This is a genomic window from Acidobacteriota bacterium (assembly GCA_028875575.1).
Lineage (GTDB): Bacteria > Acidobacteriota > Terriglobia > Versatilivoradales > Versatilivoraceae > Versatilivorator.
Genome location: JAPPDF010000080.1, coordinates 135,559 through 159,997 on the forward strand (window position 1 = coordinate 135,559; position 24,439 = coordinate 159,997).

Annotated in this window: 17 protein-coding genes and 1 tRNA gene; 7 read left to right on the top strand and 11 right to left on the bottom strand. The window is 62.5% G+C overall.

The genetic code is table 11. From position 1 onward, the window contains the following. The first annotated feature begins 96 nt into the window (after positions 1-96). A complete protein-coding gene (locus OXI69_12230; GenBank protein MDE2666909.1) occupies positions 97-1,125 on the top strand; it encodes a glycosyltransferase family 9 protein in 1,029 nt (342 codons plus the stop codon). A gap of 76 nt (positions 1,126-1,201) precedes the next feature. Here OXI69_12230 and OXI69_12235 read toward each other — a convergent pair whose 3' ends face one another. The 3 genes from OXI69_12235 to OXI69_12245 all read right to left on the bottom strand — a co-directional run bounded on the left by OXI69_12235 (position 1,202) and on the right by OXI69_12245 (position 3,934). Beyond that, a complete protein-coding gene (locus OXI69_12235) occupies positions 1,202-1,552 on the bottom strand; it encodes a hypothetical protein (protein ID MDE2666910.1) in 351 nt (116 codons plus the stop codon). A 229-nt stretch (positions 1,553-1,781) separates the two neighbouring features. Beyond that, on the bottom strand, positions 1,782-3,431 hold the full coding sequence (locus OXI69_12240; protein ID MDE2666911.1) for a cytochrome b N-terminal domain-containing protein: 1,650 nt from the start codon (positions 3,429-3,431) through the stop codon (positions 1,782-1,784). Next, positions 3,428-3,934, bottom strand: coding sequence for a ubiquinol-cytochrome c reductase iron-sulfur subunit (locus tag OXI69_12245; GenBank protein MDE2666912.1), 507 nt, complete (start codon positions 3,932-3,934; stop codon positions 3,428-3,430). The genes OXI69_12240 and OXI69_12245 overlap by 4 nt, the downstream gene beginning before the upstream one ends. Before the next feature lie 279 nt (positions 3,935-4,213). On the opposite strand from OXI69_12245, the gene OXI69_12250 reads away from it, so the two are divergent. Next, a complete protein-coding gene (locus tag OXI69_12250; protein MDE2666913.1) occupies positions 4,214-6,262 on the top strand; it encodes a LysM peptidoglycan-binding domain-containing protein in 2,049 nt (682 codons plus the stop codon). Positions 6,263-6,364: 102 nt separating this feature from the next. Next, on the top strand, positions 6,365-7,342 hold the full coding sequence (locus OXI69_12255; GenBank protein ID MDE2666914.1) for a deoxyhypusine synthase family protein: 978 nt from the start codon (positions 6,365-6,367) through the stop codon (positions 7,340-7,342). A gap of 258 nt (positions 7,343-7,600) precedes the next feature. Here OXI69_12255 and OXI69_12260 read toward each other — a convergent pair whose 3' ends face one another. The 6 genes from OXI69_12260 to OXI69_12285 all read right to left on the bottom strand — a co-directional run bounded on the left by OXI69_12260 (position 7,601) and on the right by OXI69_12285 (position 13,952). Further along, positions 7,601-9,091 (bottom strand): sodium/solute symporter, encoded by a 1,491-nt coding sequence (locus OXI69_12260; protein ID MDE2666915.1) that lies wholly within the window; start codon positions 9,089-9,091, stop codon positions 7,601-7,603. A 161-nt stretch (positions 9,092-9,252) separates the two neighbouring features. Continuing rightward, positions 9,253-10,305, bottom strand: coding sequence for a DUF481 domain-containing protein (locus OXI69_12265; GenBank protein ID MDE2666916.1), 1,053 nt, complete (start codon positions 10,303-10,305; stop codon positions 9,253-9,255). A 10-nt stretch (positions 10,306-10,315) separates the two neighbouring features. Next, entirely contained in the window at positions 10,316-11,638 is a 1,323-nt protein-coding gene (locus OXI69_12270) for an MFS transporter (GenBank protein MDE2666917.1), read from the bottom strand. 166 nt (positions 11,639-11,804) lie between these two features. Further along, a tRNA-Gly gene (locus tag OXI69_12275) sits at positions 11,805-11,879 on the bottom strand. A gap of 122 nt (positions 11,880-12,001) precedes the next feature. Then, on the bottom strand, positions 12,002-13,528 hold the full coding sequence (locus OXI69_12280; protein MDE2666918.1) for a FumA C-terminus/TtdB family hydratase beta subunit: 1,527 nt from the start codon (positions 13,526-13,528) through the stop codon (positions 12,002-12,004). Positions 13,529-13,601: 73 nt separating this feature from the next. Beyond that, entirely contained in the window at positions 13,602-13,952 is a 351-nt protein-coding gene (locus tag OXI69_12285) for a hypothetical protein (protein ID MDE2666919.1), read from the bottom strand. Positions 13,953-14,142: 190 nt separating this feature from the next. Between OXI69_12285 and OXI69_12290 the strand changes: the two genes are divergently transcribed. The 4 genes from OXI69_12290 (at position 14,143) to OXI69_12305 (ending at position 19,857) form a co-directional block, all read left to right on the top strand. Beyond that, positions 14,143-14,895 carry an NAD(P)-dependent oxidoreductase gene (locus OXI69_12290; GenBank protein MDE2666920.1) on the top strand — a complete coding sequence of 251 codons (753 nt, stop codon included), beginning with the start codon at positions 14,143-14,145 and terminating at the stop codon, positions 14,893-14,895. Positions 14,896-15,003: 108 nt separating this feature from the next. After that, complete coding sequence (locus OXI69_12295) at positions 15,004-16,257, top strand: selenocysteine synthase (protein MDE2666921.1); 1,254 nt, start codon at positions 15,004-15,006, stop codon at positions 16,255-16,257. A 14-nt stretch (positions 16,258-16,271) separates the two neighbouring features. Further along, complete coding sequence (locus OXI69_12300; GenBank protein ID MDE2666922.1) at positions 16,272-17,609, top strand: SAF domain-containing protein; 1,338 nt, start codon at positions 16,272-16,274, stop codon at positions 17,607-17,609. Positions 17,610-17,838: 229 nt separating this feature from the next. After that, on the top strand, positions 17,839-19,857 hold the full coding sequence (locus OXI69_12305) for a pentapeptide repeat-containing protein (GenBank protein MDE2666923.1): 2,019 nt from the start codon (positions 17,839-17,841) through the stop codon (positions 19,855-19,857). A 243-nt stretch (positions 19,858-20,100) separates the two neighbouring features. Here the strand turns inward: OXI69_12305 and OXI69_12310 are convergent, their stop codons facing one another. Next, positions 20,101-22,926, bottom strand: a complete 2,826-nt coding sequence (locus tag OXI69_12310) for an AAA family ATPase (protein MDE2666924.1) — start codon at positions 22,924-22,926, stop codon at positions 20,101-20,103. Further along, positions 22,923-24,191, bottom strand: a complete 1,269-nt coding sequence (locus OXI69_12315; GenBank protein MDE2666925.1) for a metallophosphoesterase — start codon at positions 24,189-24,191, stop codon at positions 22,923-22,925. Before OXI69_12315 ends, OXI69_12310 begins: the two co-directional genes overlap by 4 nt. Positions 24,192-24,439: the final 248 nt, after the last annotated feature.

The window sequence follows — 24,439 nt, forward strand, 5'->3', positions numbered from 1 at the left end:
TACTTTGACTGAGCCGAGGGGCTTTCCTACAATCTTCGCCGGCAGTCTCGAAACCCGACGGGCAGGGAGCCCATCGGGAACCGGATTCCCACTTCCATGGTCACTCTCTCCGACGTATCCAGGATTCTGGTCATTCGCTACGGACGACTGGGAGACCTGGTCCTCCTGATCCCCGCCTTGCGGGCACTGCGTCAGCGGTTCCCCTCGGCCCACATTTCCGCCCTGGTGGACCAACGTTACGCCGCCGTTCCGGAGATGTGCTCCGCCGTCGACAGGGTGATTGCGTCGGACCGCATCGGCATGCGCGACAGCCCCTGGTGGTCGGGAGCGCTCAGCGCACTCCGCTCGGCCCATGAGCTTCGCAAAGCCGGCTACGACCTGGTGATCGATTTCCACGGTTTTCGGGAAACCAACCTGCTGGCCTGGTACAGCCGGGCCCCCTGGCGGATCGGCCTCGAGAGGAACGAGCCCTCCTACCTGCCCTTCTGCTTCAACCTGGACCCGGTGCCGGAAGACCAGAACCTGCACGTGGCCGATCGGTTCGATTCCCTGGTGGAAGCCTTGGGGGTGAGCCCCGGCGCCCGGGACATTCAGCTCGAGGTCCCTTCCGAAAACCGAACCAGGGCGGAACGATTCTTGCGAGAAAAGGGGATGAATGGATTCCCCTGCCTGATCGGAATGAACCTGGGCGCCAGCGCGACCGACAAGATGTGGCCCGCTACGCGCTTTGCCGCCCTGGCCGACAAGCTGGCCGACCGGTTCGACCTGGGTGTCATCCTGCTCTGCGGACCCGGGGAGGAGGCCCTTCTCAGGCAAGCCGAGTCGTCACTGAGAACCGACCGCTACGCCCTGGCCGGTCAACTTGGACTCAAGGACCTGGCCGCGGTGATCGGCCGCTGCCACCTGCTGGTAAGCAACGACTCCGGCCCCATGCACTTCGGCCCCGCCCTGGGCGTTCCCACCCTGGGCCTGTTCAGCCTGAGCGACCCCCTGCACTACCGGCCGCTAGGCGACCGCAGCCGCGTGATCAGAAAGGTCCCGGTAGGAGACATCGAGGTGCAGGAAGTCGTCGAGCAGGTCGTGGAGATGCTGGCGCCGGGCTTTCGCTTGCAAAGGAAAGAGTAGCCCTGGGCTTCCTTACCCTTTTCCCCTTGGCAGGAGCCAAACCTCAGGCAATCAAATACAGGGGGAGATTGTTGAGTTAGGTGAGAAACTTGTAAAGCAAGCCAAGCATGGGAATGAACAGCAGGCTGATGAGCGTCCAGATGAACTTGTTCAGGGCGTTCATTTCCGTGCGGAGCGAAGTGAATTGAGTCTGCATCTCCGCCCGAAGCTCGGTGATCTGAGTTTGCAAGTCGGACCGGAGTTCCTTGATCTGAGTTTGCGTGTCGGACCGGAGCTCGGTGATTTGAGCGCCGATGGCGGTGATGACGTTCTGCCCACTCAAGTTGCGCATCTCCTCGATGGCGGGATGAATCAGCTTGGGGTCGGCGCTGCTGTCGATCAGGACCCGATGGATTGCGTTGGTTTCAGGTTTGGATGAGGCTGGCATCGACTTTCTCCCCTTACGGATGGGGTGATTTCGCTCACCCAACCCGTGGATACGATTCAATCCAACGAGGGAGAAAGGTGTGGCCACGCCGGGGACGGCCAGGGCCGACCGGCACCGGCAAAACCATACCTTGAACAGTATACCCTGACAGCCTCGCTCCTGCCGCCACCAATCCTCGCGCTGTTTCCCTGCCTCCGCATCCTGGCCAACGCGAACAACCGGGCAACCACTAATGCCTCGGGTCAGGCGGCAGAGCCTGCATGTAGGCGACGATGGCCTTCATGTCTTCGGGGGGGAAATCGTAGGGAGGCATGACGCTTTGGGGGTCGAACTTCTGGGGGTCGCGGAAGTGGTCTTCGAGCCATTCTGCCGTGCGGCGCTGGCCGACGCCGTTGAGAGGGGGGCCGCTCTCCTCTCCGCTTCCATTGACCACATGGCAGGCGCCGCATTGGCTTTCCTGGTAAATCACAGCCGCTCGCATGGCATAGGCAGGCACTGCCTCCAGAGCGGCGGCGTTTGTCGGTGTCAGCTTTAACACGAAGGCGGCCAGGCCGTTCGATTCCTCGTCGGAAATGGTCGTGGCCGGCATGGGACTGCCCGGCACCGCTTCGGATGGATTTCCGAAATGTCCCATGAGCCATTCGGTGGGCTTTCGCAGGGAAACCGTGGCCAGCGTGGGTCCCATCTTGGGCTCCCCCTCGGACAGGTTGTGACAACCGGCGCATTTCTCCCGCTGGAAATAGGCTCGGCCGGCCAGCTCGACCGGCGTCAGGAGACGCCAGTCCGCGGAAGCTGGACTCGTCTCCCGAGCGGACTCCACCGGCTCGGGGGTGGTCAAGTCCGCCGCCACCGTCAGGGCCAGCCAACCGGCCAATACCACGCCCACCACGGCGAAGGCCAGCGTCCGCTGCTGGATGCGCTTGACCTTGGCGCGATCCAGAAAAGGGACGACCAGCAAGGCAAGCACGGCCAGGGTGGGCAGGATCACCGCCCCTACCACTTCCCAGCGACCTTCGAAGAACTTGAGCATCTGAAAGAGAAAGAGGAAGTACCACTCCGGCCGGGGGACGTAGGTGCTGTCACTGGGGTCCGCCAGACGCTCCAGGGGCACGTCCACGGTGGCCGCCAGAACAAACAGGAGGATGAAGACCGCGAAAAAGGCCATCAGGTCCTTGAAGGCCTGCCCGGGATAGAACTTCTTCTTGGGCTGACCGATCGCCCGGGGAGAGGGAGTGACCCCGTGCTTTCGCACCAGGTGGATGTGGAGCATCATCAGGAGCACGGTCAAGGCCGGCAGCATCAGCACGTGCAGGGTGTAAAAACGGGTGAAGGTGGAAACGCCAACGCCCTCGGTGCCGCCCAGAAACTCCAGCATGTACTCCCCGACCAGCGGCGCCAGGCCGGCAATCTCGATGGTCACCACCGTGGCCCAGTAGGCCCGGTTGTCCCAGGGAAGCAGGTAGCCGGTCAACCCGAAGGCCAGAACCAGCAGCAGCAGCAGCACCCCCAGAATCCAGGTCGCCTCCCTCGGTTTCTTGTAAGCTCCCCACAAGGCCACCTGGACCATGTGCAGCCCAACCACCACCACCATGAGGCTGGACCCCCAGTGGTGAAGCCCCCGGATCAGGCGTCCGCCGGTGATCTCATTCACAATGTATTGGAGACTGTGGTAGGCATCTCCGGGCTGGGGGGCGTAGTTGAAGGCCAGCAGAACGCCGGTAAAAGCCTGGACAAAGAAGAGGAAGAGCGCAACGCTGCCGAAGACCTGGTGCCAGCCGCTGGAAGCGGGGATGTCTTCGTAGAGGAAGTTCTTGACGGCCGTCTCGAACCCGGTGCGATGATCCACCCAATCCAGGATTCTTCGAATCAGGTCCCTCATTGGCCGCCGTTCTCCGGGATGGGACGAACCCGACCGAGCCAGAGGCGGTTCCCTTCCGTTCGAGTTTCGAAGCGGTCCAAGGGCCGAGGAGCGGGGCCTTCCAGCACCTCTCCCGTCATGGAAAAGCCGGAGGTGTGACAGGGGCAGACAAACCGATCGCCGTCGGTTTCCCAGTGGTAGCCGCAACCCAGGTGGGTGCATCGGGGAGAAAAGGCGATCAGTTCCTGCTCGGTCCTGACCACCCAGGCGGTGGCCCTCTCGTTGGAGGTCTTCCAACCGTCAACCCGTTTGCGCTGAAAAGCGAGTTCCCGGGGTTCATTCAGGGGGAGAGCCGATACGTCGCCGGCGTCCGTCCAGCCCTTGTGGGCGTCTCCCTTTCTTCGAGACGGAAACAGGTAGCCGACGGCAGGCACTGTCAGCGAGGCCGCGATCAGGCTGCTCACGCCGTAGATCATCCGCTGGTAGAAGGTTCTGCGCGAGCTGGACTGTGGGTCCTTTCCCATACCTTGAGTTCCCCGGGAGCGTCGAGACAGAGGCAGGAAGCCAAACCGGCGCCTATTATGACAGACCTGGAGGATCGATCTGAAGGACAAAACGCCCAGGGGGGACCCATCCGGTTCCAATGAGTCGCAGCACCGGCTGCATCCCCTGCACTCTTCTCAAGGGCGGAACCCCCGGTGACCACAACTCTTTTCGCTTTTTCCGCACAGATCCTTCCACCCCGAAAAGAGTTTTTGGATTTCAGACCCGTTCAGTTGTACCCTATTAGCGATATGCACCGATTGACTTGGCTGTGGGTGCTGACAGGGCTCCTGCTGGTTGCCCCTTCCGCCCTGGCGCAGGCCCAGTCCCCGACCTTCTCACTCACCCAAATCTCGGACCGGTTTCCCTCCCGCGGATTCGAACCCCGGGTAGCCTTCTGGCGGGCTGTCTTTAGCAAGTATGGCGCCAACCAGATCATCCTCCACGACACCGATGACTTGAGGCTGATCTACGAGGTGGTCGAGTTCAAACAGGGCCTCGGCCGCAGCAGAGCCGCCTCCAGGCGCCAGCGGAGGACGGTGCGCGCCCGCATTCACCGCCTGTCGGTTGCCATGAACCGCTTGCGGACCCACGGCCCCGATCCCAAGAATCCCGACGCGGTGCAACGTGGAATCCTGAAGGTAGTGCGCTCCGCGGGCCTGCAACCCACGCGGGCGCTTTTCAGAAGGCTGCGCCACAACATCCATGCACAGAGAGGCGTGAAGGAGCGGTTCCGGAAGGGCATCATTCGCTCGGGACGCTACCTGCAGACAATGGAGGCCATCTTTGAGAAACATGGTCTTCCCAAAGAACTGGTGCGCCTCCCTCACGTGGAATCCTCCTTCAACTATGCCTCCCGCTCCAGCAAGGGCGCCGCCGGCATCTGGCAGTTCATGCCCCGGACCGGCAGGGCCTACAAGCTCCGGGTCGGCCGTAACGTCGATGAACGTCTGGATCCCATCGCCGCCACCGACGGCGCCGCTCGCTATCTGAAAGACGCCTATCGGAAACTGGGCAATTGGCCCCTGGCCATCACCTCCTACAACCATGGCCAGGCCGGGATGGCTCGAGCCAAACGCCGTCACGGGCCCAACCTGCTCACCGTCATCGACAAGTACCAGTCCAGGTCCTTCCGCTATGCCAGCAAGAACTTTTACGCCGAGTTTCTGGCCGCCGTGGAGGTCTCCGAGAACTACCGCACCTACTTTGGGCCGCTTGAGCTTCTGGAACCCCACCGGTACCAGGAGATCTACCTGGACAAGTCGGTTCGTGTAAGCACCTTCACCACCATCGCGGGCCTCTCCCGGGATGTCCTGCGGGAATACAACCCGCAGTTCAAGCGCCGCCTCTGGACCCGTACACGGGTCCTGCCGGCGGGTTTCAATCTCCGCATCCCGGCCGCCAAAGCGGAAGAAGCTCGAGTGGCCCTGGCCAGGGCCCCGGCCGTCCGCTGGCGCGGCGCCCCCGCCAAGGTGCCCCCGGACGGCTATCGAATCCGACGAGGGGATTCGTTGGGGGGCATTGCGCGACGCTTCGGAACCTCCGTGAAGGCCATTCAACGGTTGAACGACCTGGAGGGAACCCGGATTTACGCCGGGCAGGTCTTGAGGATCCCCGGTTTGCGCCGAGCCTCGGCTGGCCAGGGTGGCTCGTCCGGGTCAAGGACGGCCGGAGGAGCTTCGGCCAGATCGGCCTCAACGCCGCCGGCAAGCTACCGGGTCCGGCGCGGCGACTCCCTGAGCGTGATTGCCCAACGATTCGGCACCTCCGTAGCAGCCATCAAGCGAATGAACGGCCTCAGGAGATCCCGCATCCACCCGGGCCAGGTGCTGAAGATATCCGAATCGCCTACGGCTCCGAAGCAGTCCGCCGGTCCCGACCCGACGGCGTCGGCCGAGGCCAAGGCTCGGTCCGGCTCGACGCAGGCGCCGGCATCCCGGGCCACGCTATATCGCGTCAGGCGCGGCGACTCGCTGATTATCATCGCCCGGCGTTTCGGGACTTCGGTCGGCGAAATACGGCGGGCCAACCGACTGAAGGGGTCCCGCATTCTGGCGGGTCAGAAGCTGAAGATACCCGTCCGGGCATCGGCAAATGGAAATCGGCGAAGGGCCGGCGGCGAATCGACTTCCGGCGCCGCCAACGGCCGCTACCGGGTGCGACGCGGAGACTCCCTGGACTCCATTGCCAGGAAATTCGGAGTCTCGGTCCGACAGCTCAGGACTGCCAACGCCATCCGCGGCCACCTGATCCATCCGGGCCAGACCCTGATCGTTCCCACGAACGCCACCACCCCGAAGGCCGACTAGCAGTAGCGCGACCCTACCAGGGCCCGCTCCGGTCATTTTCCCCGAGGGAGCGGCCACTTCCCAAACCTCCCGTCACGGCGGCCCGGGCACCTGCCAGGATCCATGGAATCCAACCCCATCAGCAAGTTCGTTGGTCGTCACTTCCGCCACTTCAATGCGGCGGCCTTGTCCGATGCGGCTGACGGGTACCGGGAATTGATCGCGTCCGGGGGCCGCATGCTGATGACCCTGGCCGGGGCCATGAGCACCGCCGAAATCGGGGTCAGCCTGGCCGAGATGATTCGGCAGGACAAGATCCACGCCATCAGTTGCACCGGAGCCAACCTGGAAGAGGACCTCTTCAACCTGGTGGCCCACGACGAGTATCTCCGCATTCCCAACTATCGAGACCTGACCCCCGAGGCCGAGCAGGATCTCTTCAGCCGCTCCTTCAATCGAGTGACCGACACCTGCATTCCGGAAAAGGCCGCCATGCTGAAGCTCGATCACGCCATCCGGGAACTCTGGTACAAGGCCGAAGCCGAGGGAAAGAGCTATCTCCCGCACGAGTATGTGTATCAACTGCTGCGCAGCCGGACTCTGGACGACTCCTGCCAGATCGATCCCAAGGACAGCTGGGTGGCGGCGGCCTGCGAAAAGGACCTGCCCCTGTTCGTGCCGGGCTGGGAGGATTCGACCCTGGGGAACGTCTTCGCCTCCTACTGCATCAAGGGCACCATCAAGAACCCCCAAACCGTGCGCGGCGGCATTGAATACATGGTGTCTCTGGCGGACTGGTACCGTGAGACTTCCCGCCAGGGCCCCATCGGCTTCTTTCAGATCGGCGGGGGTATCGCCGGCGACTTCGCCATCTGCGTGGTTCCCATGCTCAAGCTGGATCTGAAGTTGGACGACACCCCGCTCTGGAGCTATTTCTGCCAGATCAGCGATTCTGTCACCAGCTTCGGCTCCTATTCGGGCGCCGTCCCCAACGAAAAGATCACCTGGGGGAAGCTGGCAGTGGACACCCCCCGCTACGTGATCGAATCGGATGCCACCATCGTGGCGCCCCTGATCTTCGCCTGCGTGCTGGAAGAATGAAGTTGGCCGGCGATTCCACGATAAACCCTTCCGAGTGTACTTCGGTTTCATCCCGTATGGTCCGCCCGGTCGCTTGAGGCGGGGCCGGCCAAGTGGATAGTGGATAGTTGTCAGTGGTTAGTGAATTGATCGATGGGTTACGTGGATTGTTGATCTCGGCGCAGTCCGTCAATAAGTGCAATGAGGTCATCAGGCGCTTGCCTGCTCCCGAAATACTCCACTAATCACTGACCACTGATCACTAGCCACTAATCACAATCACAGCTTCATCGGCGGCCTGCCCCAAAGGGTGAGTTCCGGCCTCGCCCGGGGACCCGAGACCAGGTGGCTGGCCAGGTAGCCCAGGCCGAAGCTGATTCCGAACGCGATGGGGAAGTAGTGGATGAAGTGCACCTCCGTCCAATTCTGCAGCCAGACCGAGACTCCGAGGGAGGGCAGCGTGCCCAGAATCCACCCGCGGAAATGGGCCCGCCGGGTCAGCATCCCCAGCAGGAACAGCGATAGCACGGGACCGCCGAAAAGACTCAGAAAGGCTGAGGCGGCCTTGAGAATCTCACCGATTCGGACCGTGTAGCAGGCGGCCCCGATGGCAAAGACGCCCAGAACCAGGGTCAGCGTCCGCGCCAGCTTGACCTCCGAGCTGCTGGAGACCGCCCGGCGCCGGAAGGGCTTGATGAAGTCGTTCATGATGACCGAGGAGAGCGAGTTGATTCCTGAATCCAGGCTCGACATGGCTGCCGCCAGGATGGCCGTGATCAACAGTCCGGAGACGCCGTCGGGAAGGGCGTGGATGATGTAAAAGGCCAGAATCCCGTCTCCAGTCACCCCCTCGGCCAGCCGTTCCGGAAAAGACTGAAAGTAGGCGAACAGGCCCAATCCCACGAACAGCAGCACGTTCATCAGGACGAGATCGATCAGGGAATTCAGGATGGCCGCCTTGGCCATGCCGCGGGCGTCCCGAACCGACAGGAGGCGCTGCACCGAGACCTGGTCGGTGCCATAGTCCTGCATCAACTGAAACAGGTAGGAGAGGGCCGCACCCAAGGCCGTCATCTCGAACCATTTCAACTGCCACTGCCAGACGTCCAGCCGGGCCGTTTCGCCGGCCACGGCCATGATTTGCGCCACGCCGCCCGGCACCCCGTGCATCAGAGCCAGGGCCACCCACAGCGCCCCGCCCGCCAGCAGGGCAAACTGGAGCACGTCGGTCCAGATCACCGCCGACAATCCACCCGCCGTGGCGTAGGCGGTGGCGATGATTCCCATCAGGAAGATGGCGGGATAGAGACCGATGCCGGTCATGACCGAGAGAGCCAGGGCCGGAGAATAGATGACTACTCCCAACCAGCCCATGCGGGCCAGGCAGAACAATCCGGCCACGCACAGGCGCGCCCCGCGGCCGTAGCGCAGATCCACGTACTCGTAAGCGGTGGTGACCTGCAACTGTCGATAGAAGGGGTAGAAGATCAGGATCAGCAGGGGAGCCACCAGCGGGCTCACAAGGCCCAGCACCACCATCGAGATGTTCTCGCGAAAGGCAACGCCCGGGACTCCCAGAAAGGAAGAGGCGCTGGTGAGGGAGGCGAACATGCTGACTCCAACCGCGAGCCAGGGCATGCGGCGCCCTCCCAGAAAGAAATCCTCGGTGCTCCGCTGCTTTCCCGCCAGTCTCAGGCCGATCCAGACCAGGGCCGACAGGTAGACGACCAGCACCAGCAGGTTCAATCGACTGAATTCGACGGCTTCCATTTTCCGCCTTTGTCGGCCGCCCCCCTGATCTCAGGAAGTGGCAGCAGGCCCCGTCCAGTCCGCATCGGAGCGGCCTGGCCGGACTTGCCGGCCCGGAACGGCAAGCATACCATGCTGGAACCTGGCCGATACTCTCACCGAAATGCTGAAGCGGCAGCGGGCTAAAACCCGATGCCGAAGGCGCTGACCAACCCGGAATCGTTCCGTCGCACCTGAACCGGAGGCCGGCTGACAAACCGGTCGTAGAAGGTCAGGCTCCAACTCAGATTCTTGGAGAACAGCAACCTCAAGGAACCGTCGAAGGCGAGGCGGTAATCTTCCGAACTACCCAGGTTGGGATGAGCAGTCAGCCTACTGCTCAGTTGAATCCTTTTCCTGAGCACCGTCTTCCACTCCACCCCCGCCAATCCTTCCCCGCCTCGCCGAACCGGCGGCTCGGAGGTCCCGGGTTCTCCGCGAAACCGTTCCCCGGTAAAGGTCACACCGCCCAACAGCGCCAGCTCGTTCCTCTTGGTCTTCAACAGGGTCCGGCCCAGGCCGCCTCCCAGAACCGTTCGGAAATTGAGCCGCTGGCGATCGTTGTGTTCAAAGGTGCCCAGGGCGAAACGGAAGACGCGGGGATTGACGAACCAGTCGACGCGAAGACCCGCGGTCTGACGGCTGGTGGGGTCGGCATCGTCCTGGCGGCCGAAGATGGAGGAGACATCCCCCGATATCTTGAAGTGGCCCTTATCGTAGAGACCCTGCGCCAGGAACGAGGACTGATCGAGTTGCGAGTTGCCGCGGGTCAGGTTGTAGCCGAGGTCCAGGGTCCCCTCCACCTCCCTCCACAGGCTGCCTCGTTCCGTCTCGGCCTTGGGAGCCAGGCCCACCACCCGGTCCTTTTCGACAGAAACCGTCTCCTTGGTGGTTGTAACCTCCAGCTTCCCTTTAGCCAGGACCAGCTTGCCCCGGTATTTGCGCCCGCGTTCGACCTCGACCTCGAACCGGCGGTCGCTGCTGAAGCCCTCCAGTTTCAGCCAATCGATCTGGATGGTGCCCGCATAGGCGGTCTCCAGAAACACCCTCTCGCCGGCCAGACTCTTTACCTCTCCGGTCAAGCGGTCGCCGTTCTCCATCGTGAGAACGTCGGCGGCAAGGCCAGGGGCCGTTCCGCAAGCCAGGAGCAGCCACGGGAGGAGGATGGAGAGGCGCATGGTGTCGACGAGGCGCACGAGGCACTCCTTAGGGGTTGGGTTCGGAGGGGGGAGCGGTTTCCATTGTGAATACCTTCCGGGTGGCATCGATGGCCAGCCAGCACAATCCCGCGAAAACGTAGGCTCCGGCAATGGTTTGAAAGAGAATCGACCAACCCAGCCGTTGCTTGATCCAGCCCAGGAGGGGTCCCGAAACAAAGGCTCCCACCGAGCCGGCCATGTTGACGGCTCCGAAGACCCGGCCCGAGAGCGGACCGGCAATGTCGGTAATGGTTCCCCAAACCGTGGGTTGACTCCAGTCGGTCAGAAACTTGGCACCCGCCAGCAAAACCATGATCAGTCGGCCATCCTCCACGTCCAGGCTGATCAGAACCAGGATGGAAGCCAGCACCTTGCCCGTCAGCCCCACGGCTTTCCTGGCGAACTTGCGTCCCTTGAGGCGGATCAGCCGGTCGTTGAGCAACCCGGCAAAAGCCCCGCCGGCGGCTCCCCCCCAGAGGGGCAAGCTGGCGAAGATTCCCATCTGAACGGGGTCGAACCCCTTGGCCTCGCTTAGGAAAAGGGGGATCCAATAGACGTAGAGCATGTCGGCGCCGGCGCTGGCCACGCCGTGAAGCATGAGCATGGCCAGATTGCCCAGTGCCGGCCGGGTCAGGTCCAGACGCGGCGCAGCGCCGGATGTGGGCGATTGGACCGGCTCTTCTCCATCCACCAGCGCCTGTTCCGCCGAATTGGCCCAGGGGTGGCCGGCCGGGCTGTCGGTGAACAGCAACCGAAAGGCAACGGCAAAGCAGATCCCCGCCAGTGCCAGCCACCACATGGCCGCTCGCCACTCCATCTGCAGCCAGCCGAGCAGAAGGGTGCCGACGACCAAGGCGGCGCTGGCCCCGCCGGCCCGTCCGGAAAAAGATCCGATCAGGCCCTGGGCGGTGGTGCGCACAGACAAGGGGAACCAGCTTCGGGTCACCTTGGAGATATTGGAATAGGCTCCGGCCTGGGTCAGTCCGAACAGGGTCCGCACTCCGGCAAAGGACCAGGCCTGCCCGACCATGGCGGTGCCGGCCACGCAACCGGACCAGGCGAATATGATGACCGGAAGCACAATCGCCGGCCCCAGCAGGTCTCCCAGCAGGCCTCCGGGAACCTGGAACAGGGCATAGGAGAGATTGAAAGCGGAGTCCAGCCACCCCAATTGCGTGTCCGAGAATCCGAATTCCGACTTGACCTCCGGCTTGATGACGCCCCAGGAGTATCGGTGCAGGTAGAGGAGCCAACTGGTCACGCAGGCCAGGGCCAGGACCAGCCAGCGGATGCCGGTGGGTCGGGCGGCGGAGATGGGCTGCTCACTCATGGCGAGGCGCCTATTCTACTTTGCAGGGAGTTTCCGGACTCCATCGGCTCGACCGTGGGCGTCGCCCGCGTCTGACCGGATTCCCCTCACGGGAGAGCGATGTTGAGGAGCTGACCGGGGGGTGCAGTGGTCTTGTGTGCTAATGGGCTTGCTGCAAAGGAAAAGATGGAGCGGGAGACGGGGATCGAACCCGCGACGTCCAGCTTGGGAAGCTGGCATTCTACCGCTGAATTACTCCCGCTCGTTCCTGCCCCACCACGGGGCGATGCGACAGGCTTCAATATAGTCGGTACGCTTCCCGCTTGCAAGAGTTCGGCCAGGAGAGTGCTTCCCCGGGCCGGTCGACGCCGGGACCGACGATCCTCAGGTAAAGACCGGCTCTGCCAGCTTGGACAACAGAATGGAGGATGCATTGTGCACGTCGGCGTGCAGTGAATTGCCGTGGGCGTCCATGGTGACGATGGCCGGCAGGTCCTTGACCCGCAGGTGCCACATGGCTTCGGGGATGCCGAACTCCAGCAGGTGGACGTCCACCACCTCCTCGATGCAGCGGGAGTAATACTGGGCTGCCCCGCCGATGGCGTTCAGGTAGACGGCGCCCGATGCCTTGAGCCCCGCCAGGGTCCTGGCCCCCATGCCTCCCTTGCCCATCACGGCACGAATGCCGAACCGCTCGATGATCTCCGCCTGGTAGGGTTCCTCGCGAATGCTGGTGGTCGGCCCGGCCGCAGTGATCCGGTAGTGGCCGTTGTCTTTCAGAACCACCGGGCCGCAGTGGTAGAGCACGCTTCCCTGCAGCTTCACCGGCGAATCGTTCTTCATCAGATAGGTGTGGACGGCGTCGCGGCCGGTGTAGATCTCGCCGTTGATCAGGACCACGTCGCCCATTTTGAGCCCGCGCACCTTTTCATCGGAGATGGGAGCCTCCAGGCGGACCTCCCTGCCCGTTTGCGGAAATCCTTCGCCGGCGGCCATGGGAACGGCGGGTTGGTCGTCGCGGTAGAGCCAGCGCTTCAGAGCCCCGGTCCCTGCGTCCAGAATGACCCCCAGCCGCCGGAAGGCCCAGCAATCGTAGGCCACCGACACAAAAAAGCAGGCCGGCAGGCGGTTGAGGACACCCACCTTGCAGCCGATCAGCGTCACCTGCCCCCCGAAGCCCATGGTTCCGATCCCCAGGGTGTTGCCGGCCTTCATGATGTAGTCCTCCAGCGCAGCCAGTTGAGGGTTGGGATTGGTGTCGTCCAGGGTCCGGAAGAGCTGTTCCTTGGCGTGAGTGTATCCGGAGGTGCGGTCGCCTCCGATACAGACGCCTAGCGCTCCCGCGCTGCACCCCTGTCCCTGGGCCTGCCAGACGGCATGCAGGATGCACTTGCGAACCCCGTCCAGGGTCCGGTCGGCTCTCCCCAGGTGAGGCAGCTCGCAGGGGACGGAGTACTGGATGTTCTTGTTTTCGCAACCTCCTCCCTTGAGGATCAGCTTGATCTCGATCTCTTCCGGGTTCTCCCACTGCTCGAAATGGACGATGGGGGTGCCGGCGCCCAGATTGTCGCCGCTGTTCTTGCCCGTCAGCGAATCCACCGAGTTGGGGCGGAGCTTGCCCCTCCGGGTGGCCTCGGCAATGGCCTGGCGGAGGTCCCGCTGCAGGGCCAGTTGGTTGACGCCCACCGGGGTCTTGATCTTGAAGGTAGGCATCCCGGTATCCTGGCAAATGGGGCCCTCGTCCTCGGAAGCCATGTCGATGTTGGTGGCGATGACGTTGAGGGCTTGGGAAGCCTGAGTGGAGGGGGTCTCGCATCGCAGGCCGTCGGCCATGGCCCGCCGCACGTCCGGAGGAAGGTTGGTGGAGGTCTCGGTGATGAGTGCGAGCATACTCTCTTGAAACAAGGACATGATCACTCCTTGAAAGCCGGATCCGGAATCGAAAATCGCCGGGAGCGGGAGCCCCCTGGGGGTATCCTCCAAATTATAGCCGAGTTGCCTTCCCCTCGGGCAAGAGCCCCCATGCAAGGGCGAAGCCCACAGTCGAGCCGGAAGCGGGCAAATGCGAAGTCTCGCCGTTCACAGAAAAAATTAACATCGATGCACAGGATATACAGGATTTTTTCTGACAGTCCGCCGTCCTGTATTCCTGGAAATCGGCAAACCCCCACGCGATCATCGCCAGCGTCGGCTTCCCGTGCAGCAGCGTCTCGTCCTGGTTATCCTGTCCATCCTGTATATCCATGTCCTTTTTTGTTTTTTTATCTACATGGATGCACAGGATATACAGGATTTTTGCGAAAGTCCGTTGTCCGTTTTCCCGGAACTTCCGCAAGCCGGTTCCGGATCATCGCCCGAGCCGTGTTCCGGTGCATGAACCTTTCGTCCTGTGTATCCTGTGCATCCTGTGCATCGATGTTCATAAGAATTCATCGATTCCCCGACGCCCACCAGTCACTGCTGACATTGAACCTCAGACAGGGCACGCTCGCGGTCACGGCCTGCTATAATCGACGGGTTTCGCCATGTCCAAACCCAAACTGCTCATCACCGGCATCAACGGTCTCATTGGAAGGGTCCTGCGAGACCCTTTGAGTGATTCCTTCGAGGTCTACGGGCTGGATCTCACGCCGCCGTTTTCCGACCGGGTCCTCCAGGCCGATATCGCCGACGCCCGCCAGGTGTCGCAGGCTCTCGACAAGCTGGCGGCGGTCCGATACGTCGTGCATCTGGCGGCCCAGATCGCCGTCGATACCGCTTGGGAGCCTGTGCTCCGGGTGAACATCCAGGGGACCCGCAACCTCTACGAGGCCGCCCGGGTGTCGGGGGTCAAACGGGTGGTCTTCGCCAGCTCGAACCACGTCACCGGCGCCTACGAAGGCTTCGCGCCCAACCTGAATCTCCACCGGCAGGCGGAACCGGTTCCCATCACGGTGAGCCACCCCATGCGCCCGGACAGCGACTACGGCGTCAGCAAGGCCTTCGGCGAGATTCTGGCCCGCTACTACTGTGCCCGTTGGGGAATGGAATCGATCTGCATCAGGATCGGATCGGTGCGCCGGGACGACGATCCCACCACCGATCCCAGGTTTCTGCGCACCTGGCTGAGCCACCGCGACCTGGTCCACCTGGTGGAGTGCTGTCTGAGCGCCAATGTCACCTATGGCGTCTACTACGGCATATCCAACAACAAGGGAGCCTTCTGGGATCTTTCCAATGCCCGGGCCGAGCTGGGCTATGCCCCCCGGGACGACGCCTCGCGGCGCATTACCGGATAGGCGTGTGACTCCCCTCTCGAGGGGGAGTCGCGGAAGCCGTGCCGCGGCCGACGGCTGATGCAGCAAGGGGAGCAGCACCTTTATTTCCAACCAGGGTGAGGAGGAGCCATGCAACCGAAAAACCGCCTTTGGGGCCGCCGCCGCTTCCTGTCGGGAGCTGCCTGGCTCTCGACGTCTCCGACTTGGCTGGCCGCCGCCGGGCTTGAACGGACAGCGACCTCGCCTCCAGGAACGGAAGACAATGTCTACAGCCGCCTGGGAGTCCCCACCTACATCAACGCCCTGGGGACGGTCACACGGCTGGGGGGAACCATCATGCCGGCCGAGGTGGTCCGGGCCATGGACGAGGCCGGACAGCACTTCGTCCCTATGGCCGATCTCCACGAAAAAGTGGGCGAGCGCCTCGCCCGACTGATTGGCGTGGAGGCCGCCACCGTCACCAGCGGGGCCGCTGGCGCCATCACCCAGGGAACCGCGGCTTGCGTCACCCGGGGAGACCCGGACAGGATGGCCCAACTGCCCGACACCACCGGCATGCCCAACCAGGTCATCATCCAGAAATCACACCGGGAAGCCTACGAAGCCCAGATCAAGCTGGTGGGCACCCGGGTCGTGGAAGTCGAGACCATCGACCAGTTGGAAGCCGCCATCAATCCCGGGACCGCCATGCTCTTCTTTATCAACACCTTCACCCCCAAGGGCCGGATCGATCGGCAAACCTGGGTTGCCATGGGAAAGAAGCATGGGGTTCCCACTTTCAACGACGCCGCCGCCGACGTGCCCCCCAAGGGGCGGCTGTCCGAGTATGTCAGTATGGGGTTCGACCTGGTGACCTTCAGCGGCGGCAAGGGCTTGCTGGGGCCCCAGAGTTCCGGCCTCCTGCTGGGCCGCAGGGACCTGGTAATGGCCGCCAGGCGGTGCGGGAGCCCTTGGGGCGGCATTGGCCGGGGCATGAAGGTCGGCAAGGAGGAGATGATCGGCCTGCTGGCGGCGGTGGAACGCTACCTCAAGATAGACCACCAGGCGGAGAAACGCCTTCTCCAGTCCCGGGTGGACACCATCGCCTCGTCTCTGGCCTCCATCCCGGGGGTGCACGCCGAGAGCTTTGTCCCGGAGATCGCCAACCACGTCCCCCACCTCAGCCTGGAGTGGGACTATGACCAGATCTCCATCACCACTGCCGAGGCCTCAGGGCTGCTCAAGCAGGGCAATCCGCCGATCGAGACGGGGGGCCACCGCTGGCTGCGGCCCAAGAGCCAATCCCCGAAAAACATGCAGGGCCTGACCGTTTCCGTCTGGATGCTTCGACCGGGAGAGGACCGGATTGTTGCCGAGCGCCTGAAATCGCTGTTGGCCGGCTAGAGAGGACAACCAAGATGCTTCATCAACGACTGGCTGAACTGGAGAGAGAGGGGCGGCCCATCCGGGTCGGAATCATCGGCGCCGGAACCTTCGGAACCCAAATCGTGGCCCAGACCTGCCGTATACAGGGCATGCGGGTCGCGGCCATTGCCGACCTCAAGCTGGAACGGGCAGTCCGGGCCCTGAGCCTCGGGGGTGTCCCCCGCGAGGACATCCAGGTCGCCAAAACGGCCGGCGAGATCGACCGGGCCATGGATGGGGATCGCCCGGCCGTGACCGCCGGAGCCGAAGAGCTGCTCGGCAGCCGGGTGGACGTGGTGGTGGAAGCCACCGGAATTCCCGAGGTCGGTGCGGCCAACGGCTATCGGGCTATCCGGCAGAAGAAGCACCTGGTCATGGTAACGGTGGAAGCCGATATCCTGGTGGGGGCCCTGCTCAAACGGATGGCCGATCAAGCCGGCCTTCTTTACAGCATGGCCTATGGTGACGAGCCCGCCCTTGCCGCCGAGCTCTGCGACTGGGCGCGGACGCTGGGGTTCAAGCTGATCGCCTCCGGCAAGGGCACCCGCTTCAAGCTGTCCTTCCGCAAGGCCAATCCAGACGACGTCCCCAGGATGTACGGCTTCAAGGGCAAGGACTACAACGCCAGCATGTTCTGCTCTTTCCTGGACGGCACCAAGCACTCCATCGAGATGGCGGCCCTCTCCAACGCCACCGGCCTGATCCCCGACATCCGCGGGATGCACTTCCCCACGGCGGATTTGCGAGAAATCCCCGACAAGCTCTGCCGCAGGGAGCTGGGCGGCGTTCTGGAGAATGATGGGGTGGTGGAGGCCGTCAGCTCCATCTTTCCCGACGACTCCCCGGTGGAGCGCAGCCTGCGTGGAGGTCTCTATGCGGTGGTCGAAGGTCAGGACGACTTTCCGGTGGAGTCGATGGCCTCCTACGGAGAAATTACCGGCATGATCATCGGCGCCAGGAGCAAGCACGCCATGATCTACCGACCCCAGCACTTCATCGGGCACGAAGTCCCCATCGGGATCGCGCGCATGATGATCCACCGGGAGCCGGTGGCCTCGGTGATCGGGCAGATTTCCGACGTGGTGGCGGCCGCCAAGAAGCCCCTGAAGGCGGGAACCGTTCTGGACGGAGAGGGGGGCTACGCTACCTATGGCATGGTCGAGCGTGCGGAGATAGTCCGGGAGGAACGATTGGTTCCCATCGGACTGACCCACGGCGCCGAAGTGCTCGAGGACATCCCGGAAGATGGCATGATCACTTACGACAACGTGAGGCTGGTGGATTCGGAGCTCCTGCAACTCAGAAAGAAACAGGACGAAATGGACGGATAGTCGAGCGGCTGTTGTCGGTTCCGAGCGAGACGTCCCATTGTCCCGGGTGGGCGCCGCGACCTGCTCCCGGTCGCCTCCAGGGCCCGGAAGCCGCTTGAGGCCCCCTTCCAAAAGGGCTATAGTTCTAATTGTTGTCACTTGCGAGGGGTCGTGGCGAGAAGCCACGGTCCGGTCAGCAGCTTGGCCTTGCAGCCGGACCGGGACCCATTCCCTGGAGTCCGTTGTGAACATGAGTGTCCGTACCCCCATCAGGCGTCGCCGGCCCAAGCAGGGACCGGTGGTGCTGGCGCTGTTTCTGCTGACGGTGATGGTCGGCTCTTACCAGGCCCCAGCGACCGTCCCCGTCCCGCAGGAAGGCCGGTCGACCCAGCAGGAACCCGCTGGCGAGAGCCCTCGTTTCACCTACCGGGGTGAACAGGGATGCGCCGACAACGATGGGGTTCAGGGGCTCAATCCCGATTTTCGAGGGGAGTGCGGCGACCTCCGGAAGGCTGATCTGTTCAAGACCGACCTGCAGGGCAGCAACCTGTCCGGCGCCAATTTGTCGGGCGCATCCCTGACCGACGTCAATCTCCAGGGAGCAAAACTGGTTGGAGCCAGGCTCATCGAGGCCATCCTCACACGAACCGACCTGCGGGAAGCCGACCTGACCGGCGCCGATCTGACGGGCGCCCACGTTTCGCGAACCCAGTTTCAGGGAGCCAGGCTCAATCGAGCCAACTTGAGCGAGGCCGTCATCCGAAACACCGACCTGCGGGGCGTCGAGCTGGATCAGGCGCAGTTCTCACGGATGATCCTGTTCGGGGTCAACCTCAGCGGGGTCGACTTGAGCCAGAGGAGCTGGGAAGGAGTGGAAGTCTCTTCCTCCGACCTCAGCCGGGCGGTGCTCACCGGACTCAACTTTCGAAACGGGTTTTCCGACAAGGTGGACTTCATGCAGGCCGACCTCGGTCAGGCCGACTTCACCAAGGCGGAGGTGTACCGCGGCAACTTCATCGGAGCCAATCTTCGGGAAGCCAAGCTCTCCCAGAGCCAGCTGACTCAAGCCAATCTGACCGGGGCTCAGCTGGAGAAGGCCGATCTCAGCCAGGCCAACCTGACACAGGCCGACCTGAGCGACGCCTCCCTGGCCCAGGCAAACCTGAACAAGGCCACCCTGGACGAGGCGCTGCTGACAGGAGCCGATCTGCAGAACGCCGACCTGTCGGGAGCTTCCCTGTCGGGGAGCGATCTCAAGGAGACCGACCTGCGGGGAGCCGACCTGACCGGGGCGGTGGTCGGAGATGAGGGCCGAGTCCTGGCGACCGGCAACCCCGACGCTCCCCTGCTGCGCCCAACCGAAGTGGCGGGGGCAACCTGCGATCAGGCGACGCAACTGCCCGACAAGTTGCTATGCAAGAAGCAGGCCCTGGAATTTGTGGCCTCGGCCCGGGTGGTCAAGGTCTCCCGCAAACGCCCCCGGCGCGTCGCCGCCAAAGCGTCAGACCTGATGAAGCCGGGAACCAGGCCCACCAGCAAAAACTGGCCGCTGTTCCTGAAGACCGTTCGCGCCAGGACCTTTGACTATGAGCGCAAACTGCCTGAATTCGTCTGCAACCAGACCACCCGCCGCTACCGCCAGATCGGCCGGGGGGGATGGACGCAGGAGGATTTCCTGGCTCACGAACTCTCCTATCACGACAAGCAGAAGCATTACCGGAACGTGGGCGCCAGCAGAGCTGCTCCCCAGACGGCAGGCGAGTTCGGTCCCGCCATCGCCGAGCTCTTCTCCCCTCAATCCCAAGCCATTCTGGAACTGGAACGCCTGGAAAAAATCAGCGGCCGCGAAGTGGCGCGCGTCCGCTTTAGTGTCGCGTCCGAGCACTCCAAACGAACCCTCCGCGTCAGCGACGAGGAATCCGTCACCTTCGGGTATGAGGGACAATGTTGGATCGACCTCAAGGACTTCCAGGTGGTGCGGTTTCGCGCCAAGGACACCGAGATCCCCAAGGATTCCCCCATCAAGGCCTACGAGCTCAGCATCGACTACAAGAAGATTGGAATCGGCAAGCGATCCTACTACCTTCCGACCAGAATGCAGGAGACGGTGAGGACCAGCTTCATCGGAAACAGAAATCTAGGCCTGATTGCTTCTGAGGGAGGCCCGGGGTCCCCGGTGCAGTCGAGAAATTTCGACAACATTTCCACGCGGTTCGTGACTCTCTTCGGCAAGTACCGGGACTACGCGCAGCGCGCGAAGGCCAATTGACCCCCTCCCCGGCCGGTGACGGCGGGGTCGACCCGACAGATCCGCAGCCGTTCTCCCGGATAGAGATCCCTGCCAGGAGAAGCCCTGGCCGGAATCGATGGCGCCATTGGACAAGCCAGTCAATGCCATCGAGGTTGCCTGCGTGATAGTGAAGAAGGCACCGTGAGACACCTCAACCGAAGTACTGGTGGCGCCGGTTCATCGGCAGCCATCTTGAGAGGTATCGATAATTCACCGGCGGGCCTACCCAAGCACGATTACTTCGGGTTCTTGCATGCCTAGCGTGGCTGCCGCCTTCTGAAAAAGATCGACGATCGTCGGATGGCAGGTAAAAACAAGCACTTGGTTGGACTGGGACAACTCCACGAAGGCTCGGGCGGCCCGCAGTCCGCGTTCGGGATCGAAGTTCACCAACGCCTCGTCCACGATCACCGGCAGCGTTTCCGACCGCTGGCCCAACTCCCGGATAAGGCCGAACCTGAGCGACAGGAACAACTGCTCCCGCGTGCCCCGGCTAAGCTGGTTGGGCTGTTTGGAGACGCCCGAGGAATCGGTAACGTGTATCTCCGAACTACCAAGCGGGGAGAACACCGTTTGGTATCGCCCACCTGTAATGCCCTTGAAAAACGATTCGGCGTGGCGTACGACTTCAGGCTGGCGTTCTCTCTCAAACTTGGCCTGCGCATCCTTGAGTAGGTTCTGGGCCATGGTTCGAATGGCCCAGTCCCGCGCGTTGCCGCGGACCTCCTCCAACAGTCTCTGACGCTCCGCCCGCAGCTTTGACGATTCCTCCTCGCTGGTCAGATTCTTGAGGTCTTTTTGGATCGATCCTTGCCTGTTGGACAACTCCCCTATATGTGCGTTGGCGTTGTCAATTTCTTTCTTGGCCGAGCTCGCTTGATCGCGGATCGCCTGGATATCCGTTTCGCCGAGTTGCTTCTTCAGGGCTTCGAGCGGGTCACCGGGACCGCTGAGGCGTTGTAACCGTCCCAGTGCGCCACGCCGCTCGTCTTCCAGTTCGGTTCGCCGGCGCACGATCTGTGCCCGCTTGCGAAAGTCCTCGGACTCATCGGCGCCGCCGGATTGGAGCAGACCTCTCATCTCTTCCTCCGCCCTCTGGAGATCGCTCTCTCTCGCCTTCAATTGCTCCTCTGCCTTCCTGAAAGCGGCCTCCGCGTCCATCCGATCTCCCATTTTCTGCTCGACGTCGGCATGCATCTCGATCAGCCTGTCAGCAGCCCCGGCCACCCGGCCCGACTCCGTCCTGTCCAATGGAATCTCGAAGGCCGCCGCCAAAGGCGTGGCGATAGCGACGTAGTTGTCGATATCCCGCTGAATCGCGTCTATGCGCTGACGCCAGCGTTGCACATTGAGAAGCTGAGTCAGGCCGAGTTCCACCTTGCTCCGAAGCTCGACCACGGTCTCTGGAAGGAAGTCGTCCCGCAGACGGCGCGCTAGGAGCCACTTCCGCCATTTCCCCTGAACGGATGCGAGTGCGCGCTCAGTCTCTTCGGCAGCTTTCTGGGACTCCTCCACCCTGCTCTTCCTCCGCCGGGCCAACTCTCTGACACCATCAAGTTCTCTGGATAGACGTGCGTTTTCCGTGTCAGTACCGGTAGATGGCCAGCCGGATGCGAACAAGTAAGCCGCCACAGCCGCCAGCGCGACACCGGCGACAAGCCCTACGGGGAAAGCAGGTCCGCCAAGTACCGTCCCCAAGGCCAACAGCGCGATGCCGGCAGCAACGCAGACGGCTGGCAACACCTTGCTGCCGTTCTTGCGACTGACCGGCTTGACAGCAGCCTCGAACTCCCGTTCGGCCTTGCCCTCAGCCTCAAGGGCGTCCTCCCACAGTGTCCTTTTCTGACTTTGATCGGACTTGCGCCGATCAAGTTCCTCGCGCGCCTCCCGCAGGCGTTCCCGGAATTGTGAGATATCCTCGCGGACGGCCAGGGACAGGTCGAAGCTCTCCAGGCGGGCTTGGTTCCAGTCAGGCCCCGGGTCCTTCAGGGTCGCGGACAGGGCGTTCTCGTGATCTTCGAATTCATCCTTGCGTTTGGGCAGGTCGCGGTCGGATTTACCGAAGGAGGTGCGATCCTGTTCCAGTTTTCGGATGTCAGTTGAATAGTTGAGGATAGCCTCATGCTCCACCACCGCGTCCGCTTTGGCTTTGGCTTCCCCAACCGCCTCCTTTGCGGAGTCGTATTCCTCCTGCCTGGTCCTGATCCGCTCTTCCAGTGTTTCCAGGCGGCCCACGCCGTTTACAGGAAAATCGTCAATAGCCGGCAACTCGGCCAGTTGCCCCTCGAACTGGTTGAGGTCGTTCCAGTCGTCCCAGGCACTCTCCAACTGCTTCTGGTGACCGAGTTCCGACTGATGCTCCTGGCGGTGTCCGCTCAGTCGCTCAAGCTCCTCGTCGACCTCCTTTAGTTGGGAGGTGAGGCTTGAGTAGACCTCAGCGTTGTCTGCAACTACCGCAAGCTTGGAGTCAATCTTGCTGAGTTCGTTGCCCGCCAGGATGATCGTGTGTTTTTGGCCACCCTTAAGAAACAGGGACTGCTTGTCGGACTCAAGCGCCTTTATTGCCGCGGGCAGCTTTGTCGCACCCATGCCGGCGCTGTAGAGTTGGCTGTTGACGCTGTCGTCGCTCAGCAGTTTGTCGCTGTGGAGGTCATCGAGGGTGAAGGTGAAGACGTTCTGAAAGACGTCCCTGGAGTGGTGACCCAGCAGACGTGGCAGTTCGCCCTCGGGGAGCGGCCCTCCCGATGCGGCGGTCAGTGCGACCGGCCCGCCGCTTGTCCCCTGGAATCGCTGGACGGTAACGGTCTCGCCGTCGTCATCGACGAATGTGACTCTGCCACCGTGTCGGCCCCCGGCCAGCGGCTGGTAAGGATTGCTGCTGCTACGGCCATCGGGGAATCCAAAAAACACCCTGCGGACAAACTCCAGCAGGGTGCTCTTTCCGGCCTCGTTGGGACCGAGAAAGACGGTGACGGGCCGTTGGAAGGGGCCCAATGCCCGATTGGAGAAATGTCCGAAGCCTTCGATGTGCAGATTCAAAATCTTCATCGGTCGTCGTTCTCGGCGAGCAGGTCCACGGCAATGGCCTCAGCCTCATCGACCAGCGCGGCAAGTTCCTCGTCGTTTGGGGTAGACTCAGACAAATATCGTCGAAAGCGGTGATGTCGGTAGAGGTCGGAAAGCCCTGTTCCAAGCCTTGCCAGGAGTTCCGCATCGATCTTCGACCGGTCCGCCGCCCGCAGCACCTCCGCCAGAAAATCGGAGCCCTTCAGCCTAACTTCCCGGTTGAAGGGTGAGGCGCTCGCGTCCTCGATTCGTTCGCACCAGACAAACGGCGACCGTTCGGTCCCTTCCCGGTTGATTGCTTCGGCCAAGTCCCCAATCGTATTCGGCCTGCGGAGAGTTTGTCTCAACTCACCGCGACCGGTGAGCGTTATGCGTACGACGACCGACCGACCATCAGTCCCGTCCTGCACACCCTGCATCCGTTCGTGCAGTGCGTCCAACAGTTCCTGTTCCGTCTCGAACGCTCCGATATCCAAATCAAGCCGCGCCCAGCGGACGGTGTCCATGGGCCGGAAGTCGAGACCAACGTTCCCCCCGTCGTCCACTTCCACCAGATACACACCCCGGGGGCCGGCCTCGTTCGGGTGCCGACCCTGCGGGTTACCTGGGTAGACTACCACCGGCTTATGCTCACTCAGAACTGAGCGCGTGTGCACGTGGCCGAGTGCCCAGTAATCAAATCCGGACGCTGCAAGGTCGTCTAGCGAGCAAGGGGCGTATGCCGCATGGTTGGGATCATTGCTGACGTTGGCGTGTAACAGTCCAATCGAGAAAGGGCTTGGTTCGGTCTTGCCGAGGCGGCGGGCTAGGTTTTCAGTGACATCGCGCTTCGGGTAGCTGATGCTGTGTATGACTGCACGGTTTGGGTCGTCGAACACAGGCACGGCTTTCCATTCGGTGCCGAAGCGGAAACAGCCTGGCGGATAATCCAGCCGCGCCTCCCAGCCGTCCAATGGGTCGTGATTGCCGTGGCAGACGAAGGAACGAATGCCCTTGGCGTCCAACTTCTTCAGGCCCTCGACAAACTTGAGTTGAGCGCGCAGGCTGCGGTCGACCCCGTCGTACACGTCCCCTGCGACCAGCAGCGCGTCCACCTCTTCGGAAATGCAAAAGTTGATGATGTTGTCGTATGCGTCAAAGGTGGCACTGTATAACTTGTTGGCCACGTTTTCGGGCGCGGCGGCCTTCAGGCCTGTGAAGGGGCTGTCCAAGTGCAGGTCGGCGGCATGTACGAAGCGAATTCGCATCGTCTTTCTCCATATCTGCATCCGGATGGGGCCGCCAGTATAGCAAAGGGTGCCTGACTGCGCCCGCCGGAGAAACGAAGCGGAGCGACAGTCCTCAAGCAGGGTTGCATCGCTCCACACCGGACGCTTAAGATAGCAGCCATGGGGCCGTAGCCCATGAATCCCGGTCTTGGTCAAAGGCGTGCTGAAGGCAATGCCTAGAGCAGGATGGCCATTCATGTCCCCATGCCAGTGATGGCCTGTTGAAA

Bases quoted from the DNA above. Each gene is read 5' to 3' on its own strand.
- OXI69_12245 (MDE2666912.1), bottom strand. From the start codon at position 3,934: ATGGGAAAGGACCCACAGTCCAGCTCGCGCAGAACCTTCTACCAGCGG.
- OXI69_12315 (MDE2666925.1), bottom strand. From the start codon at position 24,191: ATGCGAATTCGCTTCGTACATGCCGCCGACCTGCACTTGGACAGCCCC.
- OXI69_12255 (MDE2666914.1), top strand. From the start codon at position 6,365: ATGGAATCCAACCCCATCAGCAAGTTCGTTGGTCGTCACTTCCGCCAC.
- OXI69_12230 (MDE2666909.1), top strand. From the start codon at position 97: ATGGTCACTCTCTCCGACGTATCCAGGATTCTGGTCATTCGCTACGGA.
- OXI69_12280 (MDE2666918.1), bottom strand. From the start codon at position 13,528: ATGTCCTTGTTTCAAGAGAGTATGCTCGCACTCATCACCGAGACCTCC.
- OXI69_12270 (MDE2666917.1), bottom strand. From the start codon at position 11,638: ATGAGTGAGCAGCCCATCTCCGCCGCCCGACCCACCGGCATCCGCTGG.
- OXI69_12310 (MDE2666924.1), bottom strand. From the start codon at position 22,926: ATGAAGATTTTGAATCTGCACATCGAAGGCTTCGGACATTTCTCCAAT.
- OXI69_12295 (MDE2666921.1), top strand. From the start codon at position 15,004: ATGCAACCGAAAAACCGCCTTTGGGGCCGCCGCCGCTTCCTGTCGGGA.
- OXI69_12235 (MDE2666910.1), bottom strand. From the start codon at position 1,552: ATGCCAGCCTCATCCAAACCTGAAACCAACGCAATCCATCGGGTCCTG.
- OXI69_12290 (MDE2666920.1), top strand. From the start codon at position 14,143: ATGTCCAAACCCAAACTGCTCATCACCGGCATCAACGGTCTCATTGGA.
- OXI69_12305 (MDE2666923.1), top strand. From the start codon at position 17,839: ATGAGTGTCCGTACCCCCATCAGGCGTCGCCGGCCCAAGCAGGGACCG.
- OXI69_12260 (MDE2666915.1), bottom strand. From the start codon at position 9,091: ATGGAAGCCGTCGAATTCAGTCGATTGAACCTGCTGGTGCTGGTCGTC.
- OXI69_12300 (MDE2666922.1), top strand. From the start codon at position 16,272: ATGCTTCATCAACGACTGGCTGAACTGGAGAGAGAGGGGCGGCCCATC.
- OXI69_12240 (MDE2666911.1), bottom strand. From the start codon at position 3,431: ATGAGGGACCTGATTCGAAGAATCCTGGATTGGGTGGATCATCGCACC.